The sequence below is a fragment of the Limnospira sp. PMC 289.06 genome, from assembly GCF_032350395.1.
GTDB classification, from domain to species: domain Bacteria; phylum Cyanobacteriota; class Cyanobacteriia; order Cyanobacteriales; family Microcoleaceae; genus Limnospira; species Limnospira platensis.
Window position 1 is genome coordinate 1 of the sequence record NZ_JARPLC010000393.1, and the last position, 815, is coordinate 815.

Here is an 815-nt window from a genome sequence, read left to right on the forward strand (position 1 = left end):
AGGAGGGGTAATAAGTCCAATACTCGCCAACATCGCACTGTTGGGAATGGAAAGGCTAGTTAAAGGAATGTATCCAAATAAAGGCACAGCCACCCAGGTGAACCTTATAAGATATGCCGATGATTTTGTGGTCATCTCCAAAGACCTAGGAATCATTGAACAGTGCATGACTGCTATTTCTATATGGCTAAAACCTGTAGGACTAGAGATTAGACCTGAAAAAACCCGAATATGTCACACACTCAATCCTATTGAGTATAATGGCAAGATTGAGGAACCTGGGTTTGATTTTCTAGGATTCAATATCAGGCAATATCCCGTAGGAAAGTATAAATCTGGGAAAACAGGTGGGGGAGCAAGCCGATTAATCGGACATAAAACCCACATAAAACCCAGCAACAAAGCAGTTAAAGCCCACACAGAAGTGATTAAAGGTGTGATTAAACAACATAGAACAGCACCTCAATCAGCCTTGATTAGTAGACTAAATCCAATTATTCGGGGATGGTCAAATTATTACTCAGCGGTAGTCTCAACAGAGACCTTCAATAAGCTAGACAAAACAATCTGGCAAATGTTAAAGGCATGGACAGTATCAAGATGCGGAAAGGCAAATCACGAAAAGCTAAGTAATTATTTCAGACATGGAACAATTAAACTTAGCAATGGGAAAGAAAGACACGAAAATTGGCTATTCCAAACCAAAGATGGGTTACATCTATTCAAACATAACTGGACTCCAATTGTCAGACATACCCTAATACGCCCCGACGCAACACCATACGACGGAAATTGGACTTACTGGGCAACCAGGA

Annotated in this window: 1 protein-coding gene; it reads left to right on the forward strand. The window is 40.7% G+C overall.

What is annotated here, in order from left to right:
* Nucleotides 1–815: group II intron maturase-specific domain-containing protein (locus tag P5674_RS25405; protein WP_315670443.1), on the forward strand; the 815-nt coding region annotated here is incomplete at both ends.